Origin of the sequence: Arcicella rosea, assembly GCF_014204325.1 — a bacterium.
In the GTDB taxonomy this organism is placed as follows: Bacteria; Bacteroidota; Bacteroidia; order Cytophagales; family Spirosomataceae; genus Arcicella; species Arcicella rosea_A.
This window is the reverse complement of the sequence record NZ_JACHKT010000031.1, coordinates 18880-38886: the sequence shown is the minus strand read 5'-3', so window position 1 is coordinate 38886 and position 20007 is coordinate 18880. Positions and strand designations below refer to the sequence as shown.

Here is a 20007-nt window from a genome sequence, read left to right as displayed (position 1 = left end):
CCGATAGCTTTACTCGTAAATCTTTGAAAATTAATCATTTGCGAAACAATATTTATTATTATTTTTCGTAATTTAACGTAAGAGTAACGCTTTACTACTACTTACATACAAATTTTAATCATGAAAAAAGCTAGCATCATCATTGGTTTTTTGGCAGTTTTGTCTTTAGCATCTTGTGCAAGAAAAAATAATTGCCCAGCTTACGGAAGCACAAGTATTGATAAACCAAGCTATAAAGGTAGAAATTAATACTTCCCGCTAACACATTTAAAGCAACAACATGAGGATATTTTCCTTCGTTGTTGCTTTTTCATTTTATGAAATCCAAATAAGATTTTTGTTGAACTCAATAAATCGTGTTAAGTTTACACGATTTATATTTTCATTCATTTTCGTTCAAAAAATATTAATCATTTACAGTAAAAAGACAATTATGCAAGCATTTATTTTCGATATGGATGGCACAATGGTGGATAATATGATGGTTCATCACCGTGCTTGGCAACTAAAGTTAAAAGAATTAGGACTTGACTTAACCCTTGAAGAAGTAAAAGAACGTTGTCATGGAAAAAATGAGGAAATTATCGAAAGATTATTCCCCAATCGTTTTACTCCAGAAGAACGCTACCAAGTTTCTTTTGAAAAAGAAGAACAATATCGAGCAGTATTTAAAAATGAACTTCGTTTAATTGATGGACTCAAAGCATTTTTAGACAAAGCAAAAGCGGCTAATATTCCATTAGGAATTGGTAGTGCAGCACCTGCCGAAAATGTAGATTTCGTATTGGATAATCTAGGCATTCGTCATTATTTCTCGTCTGTCGTGCATTCAGGTTTAGTAGATAAAGGCAAGCCCGACCCAGAAGTATTTGAAAAAGTAGCCAAAGAGTTAGGCGTTTCATTGGATAAGAGCCTTGTTTTTGAAGATTCTCCAACAGGAGCTAAAACATCTGTAAATGCGGGTTGTCAAACAATTATCTTAACAACCACGCATGACAAAACTGAATTTGAAGCATTTTCTAATATTAAATTGTTCTTAAACGATTATCAAAATCTTACAATTGAATACGTAAAAAGCCTTTTTTAACCTTTAGCATTATTACCAAATATGAAAAAAAGTATCTTTTATTTAGTACTCTTCTTTACAATTGTTTATTCAAAAACACAGGCTCAAGATAAAGTTTTGTTGTTCTCATATTTTGTCGATAACGGACAAGATGGATTACATTTCGCTTCAAGCACAGACGGCTTAACTTGGAATGTAGTAAAAAATGGGAAATCTTTCTTGAAACCCGCTGTTGGTAAAGATAAATTAATGCGTGACCCATGTATCATTCAAGGAGCTGATGGCGAATTTAAAATGGTTTGGACAAGTGGCTGGAATGATAGAATTATCGGCTACGCATCTTCAAAAGACTTAATTAATTGGTCGGAACAGCAAGCTATTCCCGTAATGGAACATGAGCCAACGGCTAAAAATGCTTGGGCTCCAGAAGTATTCTATGATAAAAAGACAAAAAATTATCTGATTTTTTGGGCAACAACTATTCCGGGAAGACATTCAGCCATTGAAGAAACACAACGTGAAAAAGGTTTAAATCACCGAATTTATTATATAAAAACTCGTGATTTCAAGACTTTTAGTGAAACTAAAATGTTTTTCAATCCTACTTTCAGTGCCATTGATGCTACAATCTTGAAAGATGGAAAATGGTTTTATATGTTTGTGAAAAATGAAAACCCAAAACCCGCTGAAAAGAATATTAGAATTACTCGTTCTAAAAAAGCAGAAGGCCCATATCCTACTGAAGTATCCGCACCAATCACTGGAAAATATTGGGCAGAAGGACCAACAAGCGTGAAAATTGGGGAATATACTTATGTTTATTTCGATAAATATACAGAGCATAAGTATGGTGCTATCCGTTCTAAAGATTTCAAAACTTGGGAAGATATTTCTGATAAAGCAGTTTTTCCAAAAGGACTTCGCCACGGAACTGTATTTGAAGTATCAAAAGAAGTTTATGATAAATTGATAGCAAAATAAAATGGTACTACGACTTTCCAAGTCGTACAGGAAACATGAGTCATCCCGAATTTTAAAATCACAAAAAAGCGGTCGAAAAACTAATTTCGACCGCTTTTTTGTGATTGATGAACAACGAATTCCTACTGTTTGAGCGAAGCGAGTTTAGGAATTCTTGATTTTTTTGTTACTTTTTGCATCAAGGCAAAAAGTAAGGACGAGAACCAATCCAAAAAACATTGAAATCTTTTAAAATTCACTTTTTCAAGAGAAAATTCGGGATGACTCATGTTTTTAAAATGTAGATTCTCTAAGGTTTTACCTTTGCATCTTTAACAGCCTCTAATTCTTTAATTCTTGCCGTCGCTAAAGTAATGTATTCTGTATTTTTTTTATTTTTCGATAAAAGATACTGTTTGTACAACTTCAAGACTTTCGTTTTATTTGTTGATTTCCAATCATTTACTCTGGCAATCAAATATAAGTAATCATCTTTTGCTGAATATTCCCATGCTTTTTGATAGGCATCAATAGCGTTATTATATCTGGCATTTTTCTCATCAATAAAACCTATTCTTTCGTAATATTTTGGTAAATCATCCGACAAACCAGCATTAATCGCTTGTTGAAAATATTGAAGTGCCACTTCTTCTTTTTTCAGTTTTGTATAGCATAAACCTAAGTAAAAAAAGGCTGGTTCTGATTCTATTTCTACTGACAATACTTTCTCAAAACAAGCAATTGCTTGCGGAATACTATCTAAATAAAAGTAAGAGTAACCCAACAATTGCTGATAACTAATCGTAGAATCGCCCAAAGCCATAGCTTTTTTGATAGAGGCAACCACTGGCTTAAAATTACTTTCACGATAATTTGCCCTAGCCTTTAAATGCCAAAGTGCAATATAAGTTGTGTCTAAAAGTATTCCTTTATTTATCAATTTATGAGCTTCAGGAATACTGTCGGATTTCACTAAAAGTCTTCCTAATTCTACAATATTTTCTACATCTGCGGGATTAATTGCAATCGCTTTTTTGAAATAAATCTTCGCCAGAGAATCTTCCGAAAATTTTAGACAAAGTATTGCGTAGCTTTTATAAACGAAAGCATTTGTAGAATCAATTTTCAATAAAGTTTGATAGGTTTTCTTGGCTTGAAATAATTTATTACTTTTTTCATAAAGACTTGCCAAATTCATCATCGCCAAAGTATTGGCTGGTTCTTTCTCTAAGACAGATTGGTAATTATCTATTGCCTCTTTTATTCTTCCAGCTTTCACCAAACAAAAAGCTAAATCTAAACGACAAGTAATCGTCGGGCAATCTTTCAAAATACCAATAGCTTTTTCATATTGATATTGTCGAATCAAAGTTTGAGCTTCAATCTCTGCTTGTGCTTTCCCCAAATTTATACAGAGTAATGCCAATAATAGAGAGTAGTAAAATCTAGTCATAATTTGTCTTTTAAATATTTAGTTACATAACTATAAAATTAGTTTTTAAGATTGTAGAATCAAAATGAAAACTAAAATTTAAGTTAGTGTTTTAATCCATATTTTCGCTTTTATAAAAGCATTTTATAAAAAGCAAAAAATACAAAATAAACAATTGAATAACAGCACATTACATTTAAACAGCATATCAGAAAGCTTACTGAGAAATCAATAAAACGATTTTACTGTTCAACGGTACAGAAATTTTAAATTCTCGTTGATGTAATTTTTCTCGTTATGGAATAAAAACGAGTATTTTATTTGCAATGACGTTGCATTGTATTATTTTTGCAACATGATTACAACAATGGAACATTCACATCGTCATACCTTAAAAATAGAAAAGGTTGGTTTTTACCTTTCTATACTTTGTGCGATACATTGCATAGCTACTCCAGTATTAATTACGCTTATTCCTTTTTTGGGTGGAAGTTTAATGGTTGACCATTCTTGGGAATTATGGTTTATTGGCGGAAGTATTTTGTTAGCAGGAATTATCTTGTGGATAGATTATAGAAAGCACTTAAATACTATTCCCCTTTTACTCTTGAATGGAAGTTTACTTGTTAAACTTACAGAAGTACTTTGGTTAGGAGAAAGTTTTGAATTTATCACAGGTAGCTTGGGAGCTTTATTAATTGCTTCGGCATATTACATCAACTGGAAAGCAAAAGTAAAATCTTGCGATTGCTAAGATTTGCTTAAAATACATAATTATAAAGAATCCCTTTCAGTTGCTGGAAGGGATTTTTTGTTTACAAATCATATCACTCTTAGAAGTAAAAATGCTTTTAAAGCATATTCTGCACTATTTGATGTCTAAACTTATAAGTCTGGACTCATTCCATTTGCCTACTCTTCACGCTTTCCCCATCTTTAGCTTGGTAATTAATCGCCTTATTTTTTTACAAACAAATCATTCATTTCATGAAAAAGAGATACTTCTTTATCGTATTCTTAGCCATCTGTTCATCAACCATCAATCACACTTTTTCACAAAAAAAAGGTACTGGTGCTAATTTCGACCTTTCTACGATTGCTGCTACTCCGCAAAAAGTAGAACTTTCGTTACGCAGTTTTAGAGGAATGCCGACGGCACATTCACTAGAAAAATACTGCCCTACACCTGGCGACCAAGGGAATCATGGTACTTGTGTGGCATTTGCTAATGGTTATGGAATTGCTACCATTTTATATGCCAAAGCACATAATCTTACCAATAAAACACTGATTAACAAATATGCCTTCTCTCCTACTTTCTTGTATGAACAAATCAAGAAGGCAGACGATACTGACTGCCAAAATGGAGCCGACCCAATTACAGCCTTACTGACTATGATAGAAAAAGGCGAAGCTTTAATTAAAAACTTCCCTTATAAATGTGGATTACCCATCACACCAGAAATATCTAAAGAAGCCATTAAATATCGCATTGCCGATGCAGCGATTCTCTACGCATCTGGCATTAAAGAGTATGATAAACCTGAACAAGTAAGAATTGATTTAACCAAGAAAGCACTTTTAGAAGGTTCGCCTGTTTCTACAGGGTTTAATTTGCCAGAAACATTTTTCAAGATAAAATCTGATGTTTGGGAGCCTTCACCGAATGAAGCACTCAATGATTGGAAACATAACGGACACGCCATGGCAATCGTAGGATATGACGACAACAAAGCTGGCGGAGCATTCAGAGTATTGAATAGCTGGGGAACAGATTGGGCTGACCACGGTTATGTTTGGATAAAATACAAAGATTACGCCAAATGGTGTGTAATGGCAATTCAGGTTTTTGGAGGAACTGATACTCCTGTTCCTGTTGAAGTACAACCTGCACCAAAGCCTCAACCTAGTCCTGACCCAAAACCACAACCTAAACCCAACCCAGTACCCGAACAGACTTTTAGTTTGAGTGGCAATATAGAATTCAAACTTAATACAGGTGAAAATATGGCTGTTGGGAAAACTTCCACCAGAAACTTAACGGTTGAAGAAGAATTTCAAGGCCCCAAAGAAGATTTAGTAGCTTATACAATGGCAAGTGCCTATACGAGTGGAACAGCTTTTCGTTTTTTCATGAATGTTGATGCCGAAGCGTATGTGTATGCTTTTGCCACGGATTTAACGGGACAAGTAAATAGAATTTTGCCTTTTAATGATAATACTTCAACCCATGTTGGTGCAAACAGTATCATCGCTTTTCCTTCAGACACCAAGGTTATCAAGTTAGATAATCAAAAAGGTACAGACTATCTCTTGATTTTATATGCTGCTGAAAAATTGGATGCCAAAGCCATTGCCGAAAAAATGAACGGTATGACGGGAGCTTTGAGTACTAAAATCAAAACTGTGTTAGGGAATAAACTGATTGATAAAGCTAAAATCACTTATGACACAAACCGTGTTGCATTTAGCACGAAAGGACATTCAACCAGAAATTTAACAGTTGCCGATGATGCTCCTGCTACGCCAACTACTGGCAGTGTTGTACCTTTAATGATTGAAATAAAACATAATTAGCATTTCTATCAAGCTTATTCAAACAAAACATCATGAAAAAGTTCTTAATCTTTTTACTGTCATTTCCGTTGATACTTTTTGCTCAAAAACCTCAATTGGTTATCAAATCGGGTTTGCAAAGTGAAGTTATGATGGCTTCGATTTCGCCTGATAATAAAGTAGCTTTAACGGTTGAATCCAACGAAGTACTGATTCTGTGGGAGTTGAGTACGGGCAAACAATTACAAAGTTTTCCGAATATTATGGCTGCTGATTTTAGATTGGATAACAAAACGATTGACGTTGTAACAAACCAATATAAATTCCAAACGATAGACTATGCTGGGAAAGTGATTAGCCAAAGTCCAATCAATAATACAGGGAACAATAAAAGTAATCGTTTAAATTGGTCTTATCATCGAAAATCAAACCTCCTGTTAAGTAATGCTAGTATCTATACTCGTGAAAATGGCTTTAGAGGAACGATTCGAATCAATAAATTTGGAATAGAGCAAGACTATTCAGACGAACGAAATGTTATTTCGATTCCGAACAGAAACGATGTTACATTGTGTAAAGTACCAAGCGGAGAAATCATCAAAGAACTAAATTTCAATTTGGCTAAAAGCGATTATGCGAGTGCTCCAATTCTTGATATAAAATTCACAAAATTCTCTTCAGATGGACGCTACTTGATGGCTGGAAATAACAATTCCTTAGAAGTATTGGATATTAATACTGGTCAAAGTGTTTATTCATACATTCATCCCAATGAGTATAAAACGAAATTCTTGAACCTTGCAGGCTTTTCTCCAGATAGTAAAAAAATCTTTGTTCATACTACCAACGAAATAATATTAATCAACCTTGAAACCAAGAAAGATATTTGGCGAATCAAGCAAGGTGGTTTTTATATTAATGAGTACAGTAGCCGAAGAGGGGTTATACACTTTTCTGATGATGGAAAAAAGATATTACTCGGAACACAAAAAAATCTAAGCCTCCTCAATGCTGAAAATGGACAAACCATCAGTAAACTATTCGGCGTAACGAATGAAGAAGTTTTCTTTCATCATCTTTCTGAATCTTCTAATCAATTACTCATTGAATTTGATAAAAAAGCTGCCATTTGGGATTTGTCGTCTGGTGCAATGCGAAAAGTAATTCGGACTACTCAACCAGCTTTCGAATATCATTTACAACTTAATCAAAAAGGGAATAAATTATATGATTTCTGGACTGAAATAGATTTAGCAAATAATGCTCATAAGGATTTTCCTTACGAAGGTTCAATTGGGAATGTCAATCGTACTCCATCGTTTACGGGTTTATCATTCGATGATAAATATTTTTTCCATATTGGTTATTACATAGACCCCAAAATTGAACTGTATAGTATCAATCAGGATAAATTGGTTGTAGCCGATGTCACAACGAAGAAAATTTTATGGCGGAAAAAAGCGATTGATAAAGCTGCTTTTGCCCATACTTCAAAACAAATAGCCACGATTAATACGTATGGAGGTTTTACGAGTATTGACTTATTAGACGGTGCTACGGGAAACTTAGTCAAGAAAATTAATTTGCCAAAAAAATATGTAGGTGGCGGAAGGCTGACATTTTCAATGAATGATAAATACCTTACTTGCCAGTCGGGTAATGGACAAATAATCGTTGAAGTCAGCACAGGAAAAACAATAGAAATTCCAGAGCTTTTACCCAATGGCAAAAAAACCTTTTATTCAGCTACTTTTACAGCGGATGAAAATTATTTGATTGCTAGTAACTATGATGGGGAGTTACATTTTTACAATATCCAGCAACAGCAATGGGATTTATCCAAAACAATAAAAGCCTATACCGACCCCGTAGCAGGCGTTACTCTTAGTAAAAACAATCGTTACTTATTTACAAATGCTCGTGAAAACAATATAAAGCTTTGGGATTTACAAACCCGTGAGCTCTTAGCGACTTTATACCCAGTTCCCTCGACGGGCGAGTGGGCAGTCATTACTCCTAATGGACAATTTGATGCTTCCGTGAATGCTCAAAAAGATTTGTACTTTGTGAAAGGCATTAACTCTTTCCCTTTAGAAATACTTTACGAAAAATATTATACGCCAAAATTATTGCCACGTCTTTTATCTGGCGAACATTTCCCTGCCGTAGATGCAGATTTTGATGATTTGCACAAAGCACCTATTTGTAAGATTTCTTATGAGCAAAAAACAAGAAACCTCACCGTTGAAGACGATGCAAAACCAAGCTATGAAAACACAACAGGGCTTGCAGAAATAACAGTAAACGCTACTGCCGAAAATGATAAAATTGATGAAATTAGGCTATTTCATAACGGTAAAATCGTGAATTTGGCTACTCGTGGTTTGTTCGTAACCGATAATACAACGGGAACGGATACCAAGAAATACACCATCAATTTATTAGCTGGGCAGAATGTTTTCAGAGCCATCGCCCTGAACAGCCAAAGAACGGAAAGTCAGCCAGATGAAATTATTGTGAATTACAAAGCTGGAAACCAACCGAATAACAAACCAAATATTTCAAAAGATGGCGGTATTATCGACGCTGTTGATAAAAATGCAACCCTCCACTTAGTAGTTGTTGGCATCAATAAATATCAGAATGAGAAATTATCACTCAACTATGCCCTCGCAGATGCTACTGCCTTTAAAGACGAAATTGAAAAAGATGCGAAGACTGTTATTTCAAACGTAAAAACATATTTCGTAACAGATGCTAAGGCAGATAAAAATGGAATTATAAATGCTTTGAAGGAAGTACAAAAAACAGCTAAAGCACAGGATGTCTTTGTATTTTATTATGCTGGTCACGGCGTGATTTCTGATAAAAACAAAGAATTTTATTTAGTGCCTACAGATCTTGCAGACCTGAAAAATGTAGATGAAATACTTTTGCAGAAAGGCATTCCTTCGAAGCAATTACAAGGTTATGCGGTTAATATTCAGGCACAAAAGCAAGTATTTATTTTAGATGCCTGCCAAAGTGCTGGTGCTTTCGAGCAACTAATTGCGGCGGATGCCAATCAACAAAAAAGTTTAGCCGTTGTGGCAAGAAGTACAGGTACACATTGGATGGCGGCATCGGGTTCTAAGCAATTCGCCAATGAATTTGCGACTCTCGGTCACGGTGCTTTTACTTACGTGTTACTTCAAGCACTGAAAGGACAAGCAGCCAACAATAAAATGATTACGGTAAATGGACTCAAAAACTTTATTCAAGTACAAGTACCCGAACTCATGAAAAAGTACAGCGGAACACCCCAATATCCAGCAAGCTATGGACTAGGGAACGATTTCCCAGTGGAAATGATGAAGTAAAAGCAATATTTAAAGAGTAATACTTTTTTTACTTCATCGTATCTCAAACACAGCCCAAGCTATCTCAAAGAATCAAAAACCTATCTCTGAGATGCGTCAACCTATCAAAAAGATGGGATTTCCTATCTTTTTGATAGGTTGACGCATCTTTTTTGCGGGATTTTGCGGTAAAAAGCATCAAAAATCTATCTTTTTTGCGGGAAATTGCGTGATTTAGATAGAATTGATATACTTGAAGTATCAAAAAGCTATCTTTTAGAGAGGTTTGGGATTTAAAACCGTAGAAAACCGCAAACTATATGTTCTTTTGCCATTGTTTGTATCTTCATAAACAATTAAACGGCTCGTTTTTCTCTAATATATTTTTGCGTTAATTCATAAACTTTTTTTGTTCGTGGTGACATGAACAACGCCATTAAGTAAAATCAACTTTGCCATTACTTGTGTCTTCGCAAACATTTTTGTTCGTAGAGACAAGAATAACGGCAGAAGTTCAAGATTTTTTGAGCAACATTCATATTACTATCCCCTCCTCCAAATCTAAATTTATAAGCAACAGTATAAGCTTTCCCTACAAAAACCTTAATTTTAATAAAAATTTCAGCACTTCATATACAACTAATGAGCAATGATTACAGATATATCTCCTAATTTACTTCAGTCCTATCAAAAGGAAATTAATTCTTATGATGAAATCTTGGGAGCAGACGGTCAAGTAAAACCTCATTGGAATGCCCTTTTTGCTACGTTAGAAAAAGTGGGCATGAAAGAATTACATTTTCGTAATATCGAAATCATCAATAAACTTCGTGAGAATGGGGTTACTTATAATGTATATGAAAATTCTGGGAGCTTGAACCGTCCTTGGCAATTAGACCCTATTCCTTTTCTAATTGAACAGCAAGAGTGGAATAATATCGCTAAAGGACTTAAACAAAGGGCTTTAGTGTTAGATTTAATGCTCAGGGATATTTATGGGCCTCAGCGTTTAATCAAAGAAAACATTCTTCCTCCCGAATTAGTCTATGGCAATACGGGCTTTTTTAGGGTTTGTAATGATGTAAAACTACCCTCGGAAAATCAATTAACACTTTATGCAGCCGACATCGCTCGTGGGCCCGACGGCAGAATGTGGGTACTTGATAACAGAACACAAGCACCTTCAGGGATGGGCTATGCCCTCGAAAACAGAAGTGTGATGAGTAAAATATTGCCCGAACTTACCAATGGTATGTTTGTTAGCAGGCTTTCTCCTTTCTTTCATAATTTCCAACAGACGGTTTCTTCGCTGGCAACCAAAGCGAAAGATCACCCCAATATTGTTTATTTAACTCCTGGTTCAAATAATGAAACCTATTTTGAACACGCTTACTTAGCGGCATATTTGGGTTATACATTGGTTCAAGGAGATGATTTATTGGTGCGTGATGGCTTCGTTTGGCTAAAATCTATTGACGGGTTAGAGAAAGTAGATGTTATCGTAAGAAGAATTGATGATGAATGGTGTGACCCACTAGAACTTCGTCAGGATTCTCGGTTAGGAATCCCCGGATTGCTCCATGCTATTCGTTTAGGAAATGTTTCGGTGATAAATCCTCCTGGCTCAAGTGTTCTTGAAAACAATGGTTTGTTGCCATTCATGAACGCCGCCTGTAGATTCTTTTTGGGTGAAACCCTTATTATGCCTTCAGTAGCTACTTGGTGGTGTGGACAAGCCAAAGAATTAAATCATGTTTTGGCAAATCTTCCAAAACTGATTATCAAAAATACCAATCGTAAACAAAAATTAAAATCAATTTACGGCAAAAACTTGTCGAATCAAGAATTAGCAGACCTTCGAAAAGATATTCTCAGAAATCCTTCTGAATTTGTGGCACAAGAAGAAGTAAGCCTTTCTACAACACCAGCTTTTATCAACGATAAAATAGAACCTCGTTTTGCAGCAATAAGAGCTTATTTGGTTTCAGACGGGAAAAATTATCACGTAATGGAAGGTGGACTGACACGTAGTTCAGCCGTTAGAGACCGCTTTGAAATTTCACATCAATACGGAGGTTTTTCTAAAGATACTTGGATTGTTTCTGATAAATTAGTGACAGTTCAACAGAAAATTGTAGTTCCACAAACAGCTTCGGTAATTCATCATGCTTCATTACCAAGTAGAAGTGCCGAAAATCTTTTTTGGGTAGGTCGTTACAGCGAACGCACAATGGCCACCACAAAATTCTTAAAAATCACGATTAATGCCCTTCAAGAAAATGTAAATTTTGGTGGTTCGGTTAAATCAGAACATATTGAAGTTTTACTAAAATCGCTTACACATCTTACGCTTACTTATCCAGGATTTATTGATGAAGAAAATCCTTCTATCTTAAAAAAACCTTATGAAGAAATTCACGATTTGGTACTTAATTCAAAAAGAAGTGGTACGGTTGCTTACAGTGCAGAGTCTTTTTTAAGAGGAGTAATTGCTGTAAGTGATAAGTGGAGTCATGATACTTGGCGAATCATCAACTTGATTGAAAATAGTTTAAAAAAGATAAAAAATTCTGGTTCAGAAATTAATAATCCAAATGTAATCCAGAAAGTACTAGATAAACTACATACTCGTTTATTTACTTTCTATGGAATTATCTCAGAGTCGATGCCACGAGATAACGGTTTTTACCTATTAGAAGCTGGAAAGTTAATTGAAAGAATCCTTTCAAGAATTAGCATTATTCGCTCTACTTTTAGTTTCAAGAACGACCTGAATGTTGAAAACGATTTAATTGAAGCCGTATTGATTAATCATCATTTACTGGTTCATTATCGTTCTTTGTATAAATCACATCTAAGTTTAGAGGCGATGTTGGATATGGTTTTGTTAGAGGAAAATTTACCTTATTCTTTAAGTTATCAAATTGATGCATTGGCAGAATGTTTGGCTAAATTACCAAAAACATCACAAGCTGAAAGATTAACCAAAGCAGAAAAAGCTGTTTTAGAAGCATCTACTAAAATTAAACTAACGGATATTTCAACATTAAGTACGTATGACACCGAAACTTTATATCGAGAAAAACTAGACGGTTTATTAGCAAGCATTTTCGATTTAATTTCTTCGGTAACAGTAAGTTTAACAGATTTATACTTTACTCATACTGTCATTCAGCACTCATTAATGGAAAATCCAGAAAATAGTGATACCAATGAAATATAACCTCACACACCAAACAACCTATAAATATTTTGTCCCTGTGAATAGCTATCACAGTTTGGTATGTCTGAAACCTCAGAACTTACCTTCACAAATATGCCATAGCTTTTCGCTCCAAATTAGTCCAAAGCCTGCTGAAATTGTAGAAAGGAAAGACTTTTTCGGGAATAGTATTCATTACTTTTCTATACAATCAGCACATCAAGAATTGATTGTAAAAACGGAAAGTAAAGTAGAAACCTTTGCCAAAATAATCAATGCCGATGCCTCGCTTTCATGCTGTGAATCACGAGAAAAAGTTCAAAACAATAATTCTTTAAAAATAGAACTTTTACAATATTTGTTGCCCAGCCCTTTTACCCACTGGGACGAAGAAATTCAAGCATTTGCACAAAATTGTTTTCCAGACGAACGCCCTTTGTATGAAAGTGTAAAAGCACTTTGCCATAAAATTTTCACTGAATTTTCGTTTGTTTCTAACTTCACCAATATCAATACGCCTATCAAAACGGTGTTGAAAGAACGTAAAGGTGTTTGTCAGGATTTTTCACATTTGGCCATCGCTTGCCTGCGAAGTTTAGGGTTTGCCGCTCGTTATGTCAGTGGTTATTTAGAAACACTTCCTCCGCCGGGCAAGAAAAAATTACAAGGTTCGGATGCTTCTCATGCTTGGATTTCGGTTTATATTCCCAATATTGGCTGGTGCGAATTCGACCCAACCAACGATTTAGTACCACAAGAAAGACATATTATTACCGCTTATGGACGAGATTACAGCGATGTTCCTCCACTAAAAGGAATCATTTTTAGTTCTGGGAAACACACTTTGTCCGTTTCTGTAGATGTAATTCCATTACTTTAACCACAATGAGCGTTGGCATTAAATTATTAATTGCCAAATCATTAAATCACTCATTCGCCAAATCACTCATTCACTAAATAGTAAAGAAATCGGGTAGTTTTTCCGTATATTTGAGAAATAACATATTAATTCCTAAATGATTAAACCAAAACAAATCAAAGAACAAACTTTTCGTGATAGAATTAAAGGTGAAATACTTGAATTCTTTCGCTTAAATGAAGATACCGCTTGGTCGCTCAACCAAGTACATAAAGCATTTGCCGTTCGTGACCGCAGTACAAAAACTTTGTACGGAGAACTTCTTGAAGACCTCCACAAAAATAAAAAAATCATCCGCCAACAAAACGGAAGTTATATTATTGATACAGAAACTCAATTTGTTGTTGGAAGAGTTGACCATGTAAATGCCCGTTTTGCTTTTGTAATTGTAGAAGACCGTGAAGACGATATTTGGGTAAATACTCGTGAACTCAACGGCGCTGTTGATGGCGATACAGTAAAAGTATTAGTTTTTCCAAAAGGTAAAAAAGGCACAACCAGAGCCGAAGGCGAAGTTGTAGAAATTATAGAAAGAGGTAGAAAAGAATTAGTAGGTACAATTGAAATTTTACCTAATTATGCTTTTTTCACACCTGATGCCAAGAAAATATTCCAAGATGTATTCATTTCAAAATACGATACTGGCGAGGCTCAAAATGGCGACAAAGTAATCATCAAGATTATGAGTTGGGCAGAAAAAGAGCGTAAAATGGAAGGGCAAGTAATAGAAGTACTTGGAAAAGCGGGAGAAAACAATACCGAAATGCACGCTATTTTAGCTGAATTTGGTTTGCCAATTACTTTCCCGAAAGCGATTGAAGATGAAGCTGAAGCCATTCCTGTAAAAATTTCTGCCGCAGAAATTAAAAAACGTCGTGATTTCAGAGAAACGACAACCTTCACGATTGACCCAGCCGATGCCAAAGATTTTGATGATGCTTTAAGTTTCACTTTCTTGGAAAATGGCAATTACGAAATCGGCGTACACATTGCCGATGTTACACATTATGTTTTGCCAGAAACCAATTTAGAAGCCGAAGCTTTTAAAAGAGCTACTTCGGTGTATTTGGTGGACAGAGTAGTGCCGATGTTGCCAGAAAAATTATCAAATGGTTTGTGTTCACTTCGCCCGAATGAAGATAAATTAACTTTTTCTGCCGTTTTTGAAATCACGCCAGAAGCCAAAGTAGTTGGCGAATGGTTTGGTAGAACCATCATTCATTCAGACAGAAGGTTTTCTTATGAAGAAGCACAAGGAGTATTGGATGGCGAAGTAAGTAATGTAATCTCAGAAGAAGTTCAGCCAACTGAAATTGTAGCAGAAGAACCCAAGAAAAAAGGTCGTAAAAAGAAAACGGACGAAGTAGCAGTAATTCCTAATTTCTCGAAAGAACTTTTAACCTTGAATGAATTAGCTCACAAACTTCGTGACGAACGTTTTGCTAAAGGTGCCGTAAATTTTGAAACTGTTGAAGTAAAGTTCAATTTAGACGAAAACGGAAAACCACTTGGGATTTATCAGAAAATTAGAAAAGATTCGCATAAATTGATTGAAGAATTCATGTTACTTGCCAATAAAAAAGTAGCAGAATATGTTTTCAATCTACGCAAAACCGAACCAAGAAATACGATGGTGTATCGTACTCACGACGCACCTGACCCTGAAAAGTTGAAAAACTTTTCTACTTTCGCCAAGCGTTTTGGTTATAATGTACAAACGGAAGTTTCGCAGATTAGTACTTCGTTCAATGCTTTAATGCACGATGTAGAAGGAAAACCAGAGCAAAATATTTTGGAAAACTTGGCAGTAAGAACAATGTCAAAAGCCAAGTACAGCACCGACCCAATCGGTCACTTTGGTTTGGCATTTCCATTTTACTCGCATTTTACCAGTCCGATTCGTCGCTATCCAGATATGATGGCACACCGAATGCTTCAACATTATTTAGATGGCGGACAACCTTTGGAACGTGCTCCTTGGGAAGCTCGTTGCAAGCACAGTTCTGAAATGGAAAAAATGGCAGCCGAAGCTGAACGTGCCTCTATCAAATACAAGCAAGTAGAGTACATGAGCTTGATGGAAGAAGGCAAAGTTTGGGAAGGAATTATTTCAGGCGTAACGGAATTCGGAATTTTTGTAGAAATTACTGAAACAGCTTCGGAAGGTTTAATCAGAATGAATGATTTGAAAGATGATTTCTACGATTACGACCGTGATAATTACAGAATCGTTGGACAAAGAAATGGACGAGTATTTACTTTTGGTGATAAATTACAAGTAAAAGTAAAAGAGTGTAATTTGGGACGTAGAAGTATGGATTTGACTTTGGTTGGAAATGATGGCGATGGAAAAAGAAAAACCAAACCATCGCACCGTGGCGATTCGAGACATAAATCAAAAAGCTCAAAATCAGCACCAAGAGGCGACAGACGCTCAAAAGGTTCAGAAGGTAGAGATAGATCTAAAAAACGAGATAAGTAATAGAAAACAAAAAGAGGTAGCAAATTGCTACCTCTTTTTGTTTATTGTAAAACTAATTCACTTGCTTTAAGCAAATTGCTAGTTGTTAATTCTGAGAGTGATTCTTCTGGTTTTTCGGTTAAATGAATCGTTTTTACTCCTGCCTTTTTTCCTGCTTTAATATCACGGTGTGCATCGCCAATCATCCAAGAAGCATCACGGTCTATTTTATATTTGGCAATCGCCTTTTCAATCATCAAAGAATCTGGTTTACGAGTCAGTGAAGCTGAATTAAATTTTTCATGGTGTGGGCTAAAGTAAATATCATCTAATAAATGTCCACATTGCTCTTGGAAATAATTATGGCAATTCCATACATCTTCACGAGTATAAATTCCTTTTGCAATTCCCGACTGATTTGTAATTACAATTAATAAGTATCCCGCAGCCTTAAATCTTCTTAACGCCTCAATCGCTCCTTCTGGAATAATCAAATCCTCAAGTCTGTACACATAATCAACTCTATCAATATTCAATACGCCATCACGGTCTAAAAAAATACATTTCTTCATCACTTATAAATTTAGTCAATAGATAAAAACGGCTTTGAGAATAAAATAATTTGGCTCAAAGTTAAAACAACCATACAATATAACTATTTTGTTATTTTTTTGTACAATTTATTCTGTTTTTTTATCTAACGGTAATAGTATTCAGATTTTTCACAAAAAAACGCAGACTTTCTGACAAGTCTGCGTTTTTCATAAAAAATCTTTGGAAATGAGCTGATGGATTTCGGATGTCGGTCGTCAGAATTCGGATTTATTTTTAGTTACAAATCTATTGTAGGATTCAAACTTATTTTAATTAAAGTATAATATCCGATTACCGAAAGCCAAACTACAATTTATCCCAAGGAATACGGCTCAATAATAAAACCAAACCTAAACCAAAGAAAATTAAAGCATTTTTATGACGAACAATTGAGTCTGTAGCACGTTTGTTCTTTGAATAACCTACTGTAATCAAAGCAATTGCAATAATATTTGTTAAGATATGCTCTACTGCAATTTTGCGGTACTCAGCAATTTTCATTACTTCTGAACCAAAATCAGTAAAGGCTTTGATTCCGAATGGACTCAAGAACAAGTATAAAACCAAACCAATCAATAATTGCGTGTGATTAGAGATAAGGAAGAAAAGACCCAATTTGCGGTCTGTTTCTGTAAAATCACTTTTTGAATTTAAGCCCATTACCGCACGGAAAATTACGATAAGCCCTAGAATCATCACGACAAAGAAAAGTGTCTTATGAATTAATTGAAAAATTTCGTACATAAATTTTTGGGTTTGATTTGTCAATATTTTCTCAAAGATAATAAACAAAGGTTTCGTTTATCATGTAATTTTATAAAAACATCAACATTATAGCTTTTAAGCCTTGAGAAGTAAGCTATCAGCATTTTAAACTTACTCATAAAAAACACCTTCAATAAAAAGCTGAAAGAGCAAAGCTTATTTATCAAAACTTACAATTACTTCATCCACAAAAAATCATGAAAAAAAAATTACTCATCACCAGCCTTTGCTTCGCAAGTATGGCCTTCGGTGCATTTGTTACAAAAAGTTTAGAAAATGAAAGTATTACGGTTGACATCGTTAAAAAAGCAGAAAAAATTATTGGCTTAGAATTTACGCAGCCCGAAGCAGATTCTATGTTAACAGAACTCAACGATACTCGTAAAAGCTTTGAAGAAATCAGAAAAGTGGAACTCAAAAACGAAGTTGCACCAGCTTTAGTGTTCAATCCATTACCAACAGGTTTTGAATTTGAAAAAGGTACTTCTTACTTTAAAGCCTCAACTATTTCATCAGTTTCACTTCCAAAAGATAAAAATGATTTAGCATTTTACTCTGTCAGACAACTAGCCGCTTTAATTCAAAATAAAAAAATCACTTCGCTTGAACTAACAAAATTCTTTTTAGAACGCCTAAAAAAGTATGATAATCAATTGGCTTGTGTCGTTACACTCACGGAAGATTTAGCCCTAAAACAAGCCGCTAAAGCCGATGCAGAAATTGCAGCAGGCAAATACAAAGGTTTATTACACGGAATTCCTTATGGTGCAAAAGATTTATTAGCGAAAAAAGGCTATAAAACTACTTGGGGTTCTGTGCCTTACAAAAACCAAGTATTAGATTACGATGCCGTAGTAATTCAACGTTTAGAAAAAGCTGGTGCTGTTTTGTGTGCAAAACTTACTTTAGGAGAATTAGCTTGGGGCGATGTTTGGTTTGGCGGAACAACCAAAAATCCTTGGAATTTAAACCGTGGATCTTCGGGCTCTTCGGCTGGTTCGGCCTCATCAGTAGCGGCAGGATTATTACCTTTTGCCATTGGTTCAGAAACCTTGGGTTCAATCGTTTCGCCATCTTCTGAATGTGGCGATACTGGTTTGCGTCCTACTTTTGGACGAGTACCAAGAACTGGTGCGATGGCTTTAAGTTGGAGTATGGATAAATTAGGCCCAATTTGTAGAACGGTTGAAGATTGTGCAATAGTTTTTAATGCAATTTTAGGAAAAGACGGACAAGACCAAAGTGTGATTGACGCTCCTTTTCAGTTCGATGCTAATAAAAAAGACTTAAAAGGCATCAAAATTGCCTATTTGAAAAAAGATTTTGAAGGAAAATATCCCAACAAAACGCAAGATTCACTCACTTTGGTGACCATGAAAAAACTAGGTGCTGAATTAATTCCTTTAGAATTGCCTAATTTGCCATCCAACGATATTAGTTTTTTACTCAGTGTAGAAGCTGCAGCCGCATTTGATGAATTAACACGCTCAGGAAAAGATGATTTAATGGTTCGTCAAATTAAAAATGCTTGGCCAAACGCTTTCAGAGCAGCAAGGTTTATTCCAGCAGTAGAGTATTTACAAGCAAATCGCCATAGAACTTTATTGATTCAGGAATTTAACAATAGGTTGAAAGGAATCGACGTTTACTTATCACCTGCATTTGCCAGCAGAAATTTAACAATGACCAACTTAACGGGACATCCATGTGTGGTTTTACCAAACGGGTTTCGTGCGGAAGGTCGCCCAACAAGTATTACTTTTATGGGAAAATTATTTGGCGAAGGCAAATTATTACAAGTAGCAAAAATTTATCAAGATGCCACAGATTTCCATCTGAAGCATCCTAAATTATAAAATATGTACTTCAAACAATTGCTGTTATCGGTAGCTTTGGGTTTTCCCTTAGCTACTTTTTCCCAAGACGTAAAGCAGGAAGAAGCTTTACAAAAAATGATTGAAAGCGAAAAATCATTTGCTCAAACTTCAATTGACAAAGGTACAAAAAACGCATTTCTAACATTTTTAGGAACAGATGCTATTGTTTTTGAGAAAGGAATGCCTACAAATGGCATTGAACATTGGCAGAAAATAACGTTCAATCAACATTTAAACTGGCAACCTTACTTTGCAGAAATAGCTGGTGCTGGCGATTTAGGCTATACTGCTGGCAACTGGCAAATTTTTGATTCAACAACACCAACAAAAGCATTGGCTTTTGGCAGTTTTGTTTCACTTTGGAAAAAACAAGATGATGGGAATTGGAAAGTAGCCGTTGATATTGGCGTAAATCATGCTGAAAACACGAATAAACTTACAGAAATAACCAAAAATTATCCTGTTTTTAAACCCCTTGAATTAAAAAATAATGCTACCGCCGCTGAACGCTACGTTTTTATGAACGACCATTTTTATTGGAAAAATGCGAAAAATTCTCCCAATTCTTTCGAAGCTCATTTATCACAAAATGTAAGAATTTTCAGAAATGGGCAACTGCCAATTGTTGGTAAAGAACCCGCCAATCAATTTTTGAAAAAATCGTATGATAAAAAAATAGTTTATACGGGCTTAAAAGCAATTGCATCTTCTTCTGGAGATTTAGTTTGTGTTTATGGCACAATCTCTGGCAATGGGAAAACTGGTAATTATTTAAGAATGTGGCGACAAGAAGCAAAAGGAGTTTGGAAAATCACGCTTGAAATCGTTAGTATATAA

The 20007-nt window shown here is 35.1% G+C and carries 14 protein-coding genes; 11 read left to right on the top strand and 3 right to left on the bottom strand.

The window, feature by feature from the left end; all coding sequences use genetic code 11:
• Positions 1-120: 120 nt before the first annotated feature.
• The 3 genes from HNP25_RS21940 to HNP25_RS17380 all read left to right on the top strand — a co-directional run bounded on the left by HNP25_RS21940 (position 121) and on the right by HNP25_RS17380 (position 2047).
• The gene (locus tag HNP25_RS21940) at positions 121-249 is read left to right on the top strand and encodes a hypothetical protein (RefSeq protein WP_262887510.1); all 129 of its coding nucleotides are present in this window, start codon (positions 121-123) and stop codon (positions 247-249) included.
• A 184-nt stretch (positions 250-433) separates the two neighbouring features.
• Positions 434-1087 (top strand): HAD family hydrolase, encoded by a 654-nt coding sequence (locus HNP25_RS17385; protein WP_184136231.1) that lies wholly within the window; start codon positions 434-436, stop codon positions 1085-1087.
• Positions 1088-1108: 21 nt separating this feature from the next.
• A complete protein-coding gene (locus HNP25_RS17380; protein ID WP_184136229.1) occupies positions 1109-2047 on the top strand; it encodes a glycoside hydrolase family 43 protein in 939 nt (312 codons plus the stop codon).
• A 289-nt stretch (positions 2048-2336) separates the two neighbouring features.
• Here the strand turns inward: HNP25_RS17380 and HNP25_RS17375 are convergent, their stop codons facing one another.
• On the bottom strand, positions 2337-3479 hold the full coding sequence (locus tag HNP25_RS17375) for a tetratricopeptide repeat protein (RefSeq protein ID WP_184136227.1): 1143 nt from the start codon (positions 3477-3479) through the stop codon (positions 2337-2339).
• A 346-nt stretch (positions 3480-3825) separates the two neighbouring features.
• On the opposite strand from HNP25_RS17375, the gene HNP25_RS17370 reads away from it, so the two are divergent.
• From HNP25_RS17370 to HNP25_RS17345, 6 genes are all read left to right on the top strand, one after another.
• Positions 3826-4212, top strand: a complete 387-nt coding sequence (locus HNP25_RS17370) for a MerC domain-containing protein (RefSeq protein ID WP_184136226.1) — start codon at positions 3826-3828, stop codon at positions 4210-4212.
• Between the two features lie 233 nt (positions 4213-4445).
• Positions 4446-6035, top strand: coding sequence for a C1 family peptidase (locus HNP25_RS17365; RefSeq protein WP_184136224.1), 1590 nt, complete (start codon positions 4446-4448; stop codon positions 6033-6035).
• 32 nt (positions 6036-6067) lie between these two features.
• The gene (locus tag HNP25_RS17360; RefSeq protein WP_184136222.1) at positions 6068-9373 is read left to right on the top strand and encodes a caspase family protein; all 3306 of its coding nucleotides are present in this window, start codon (positions 6068-6070) and stop codon (positions 9371-9373) included.
• A 628-nt stretch (positions 9374-10001) separates the two neighbouring features.
• On the top strand, positions 10002-12575 hold the full coding sequence (locus tag HNP25_RS17355; protein WP_184136220.1) for a circularly permuted type 2 ATP-grasp protein: 2574 nt from the start codon (positions 10002-10004) through the stop codon (positions 12573-12575).
• Positions 12565-13434: a transglutaminase family protein gene (locus tag HNP25_RS17350; protein WP_184136218.1), complete on the top strand. Its 870-nt coding sequence runs from the start codon at positions 12565-12567 to the stop codon at positions 13432-13434. The genes HNP25_RS17355 and HNP25_RS17350 overlap by 11 nt, the downstream gene beginning before the upstream one ends.
• Before the next feature lie 136 nt (positions 13435-13570).
• On the top strand, positions 13571-15955 hold the full coding sequence (locus HNP25_RS17345; protein WP_184136216.1) for a ribonuclease R family protein: 2385 nt from the start codon (positions 13571-13573) through the stop codon (positions 15953-15955).
• Between the two features lie 41 nt (positions 15956-15996).
• On the opposite strand, the gene HNP25_RS17340 is transcribed toward HNP25_RS17345, so the two are convergent.
• Positions 15997-16506 (bottom strand): D-glycero-alpha-D-manno-heptose-1,7-bisphosphate 7-phosphatase, encoded by a 510-nt coding sequence (locus tag HNP25_RS17340; protein WP_184136214.1) that lies wholly within the window; start codon positions 16504-16506, stop codon positions 15997-15999.
• A 328-nt stretch (positions 16507-16834) separates the two neighbouring features.
• Positions 16835-17272 (bottom strand): hypothetical protein, encoded by a 438-nt coding sequence (locus HNP25_RS17335; RefSeq protein WP_184136212.1) that lies wholly within the window; start codon positions 17270-17272, stop codon positions 16835-16837.
• A 218-nt stretch (positions 17273-17490) separates the two neighbouring features.
• Between HNP25_RS17335 and HNP25_RS17330 the strand changes: the two genes are divergently transcribed.
• Entirely contained in the window at positions 17491-19149 is a 1659-nt protein-coding gene (locus HNP25_RS17330; RefSeq protein ID WP_184136210.1) for an amidase, read from the top strand.
• A 3-nt stretch (positions 19150-19152) separates the two neighbouring features.
• Positions 19153-20007: a Cif family virulence factor gene (locus HNP25_RS17325; protein WP_184136208.1), complete on the top strand. Its 855-nt coding sequence runs from the start codon at positions 19153-19155 to the stop codon at positions 20005-20007.

Bases quoted from the DNA above. Each gene is read 5' to 3' on its own strand.
- HNP25_RS17335 (WP_184136212.1), bottom strand. From the start codon at position 17,272: ATGTACGAAATTTTTCAATTAATTCATAAGACACTTTTCTTTGTCGTG.
- HNP25_RS17380 (WP_184136229.1), top strand. From the start codon at position 1,109: ATGAAAAAAAGTATCTTTTATTTAGTACTCTTCTTTACAATTGTTTAT.
- HNP25_RS17365 (WP_184136224.1), top strand. From the start codon at position 4,446: ATGAAAAAGAGATACTTCTTTATCGTATTCTTAGCCATCTGTTCATCA.
- HNP25_RS17350 (WP_184136218.1), top strand. From the start codon at position 12,565: ATGAAATATAACCTCACACACCAAACAACCTATAAATATTTTGTCCCT.
- HNP25_RS17355 (WP_184136220.1), top strand. From the start codon at position 10,002: ATGATTACAGATATATCTCCTAATTTACTTCAGTCCTATCAAAAGGAA.
- HNP25_RS17375 (WP_184136227.1), bottom strand. From the start codon at position 3,479: ATGACTAGATTTTACTACTCTCTATTATTGGCATTACTCTGTATAAAT.
- HNP25_RS21940 (WP_262887510.1), top strand. From the start codon at position 121: ATGAAAAAAGCTAGCATCATCATTGGTTTTTTGGCAGTTTTGTCTTTA.
- HNP25_RS17345 (WP_184136216.1), top strand. From the start codon at position 13,571: ATGATTAAACCAAAACAAATCAAAGAACAAACTTTTCGTGATAGAATT.
- HNP25_RS17325 (WP_184136208.1), top strand. From the start codon at position 19,153: ATGTACTTCAAACAATTGCTGTTATCGGTAGCTTTGGGTTTTCCCTTA.
- HNP25_RS17385 (WP_184136231.1), top strand. From the start codon at position 434: ATGCAAGCATTTATTTTCGATATGGATGGCACAATGGTGGATAATATG.
- HNP25_RS17360 (WP_184136222.1), top strand. From the start codon at position 6,068: ATGAAAAAGTTCTTAATCTTTTTACTGTCATTTCCGTTGATACTTTTT.
- HNP25_RS17340 (WP_184136214.1), bottom strand. From the start codon at position 16,506: ATGAAGAAATGTATTTTTTTAGACCGTGATGGCGTATTGAATATTGAT.
- HNP25_RS17330 (WP_184136210.1), top strand. From the start codon at position 17,491: ATGAAAAAAAAATTACTCATCACCAGCCTTTGCTTCGCAAGTATGGCC.
- HNP25_RS17370 (WP_184136226.1), top strand. From the start codon at position 3,826: ATGGAACATTCACATCGTCATACCTTAAAAATAGAAAAGGTTGGTTTT.